This is a genomic window from Pseudomonas sp. BBP2017 (assembly GCF_003024385.1).
In the GTDB taxonomy this organism is placed as follows: Bacteria; Pseudomonadota; Gammaproteobacteria; order Pseudomonadales; family Pseudomonadaceae; genus Aquipseudomonas.
Window position 1 is genome coordinate 1 of the sequence record NZ_PVZN01000065.1, and the last position, 212, is coordinate 212.

Below are 212 nucleotides of genomic sequence, written 5' to 3' on the forward strand. Positions count from 1 at the left end.
AGATGTACTGCGCCGACGGGCCTTCGTCTTGTACCGAACCGGTCAGGCTCACGGTCGAGACCGTCGTGGTGTCGACCACCGTCGAGGTTGCCGAGCTGTTGCCGACTTCCAGCTTTTCAAAGCCAGGACCGTTGACGCCGGTGATCGTGGCGGTCAGTTCGGTGCCGTCCTTGTAGGCGTCTTCGCCGTTGCTAGCCGGAACCGTCAGGGTG

At 62.7% G+C, this 212-nt stretch carries 1 protein-coding gene; it reads right to left on the reverse strand.

All coding sequences use genetic code 11. From position 1 onward, the window contains the following. Nucleotides 1–212, reverse strand: a 212-nt coding sequence (locus C6382_RS24095; protein WP_158262130.1) for an immunoglobulin-like domain-containing protein, incomplete at both ends; no start/stop codon positions are given.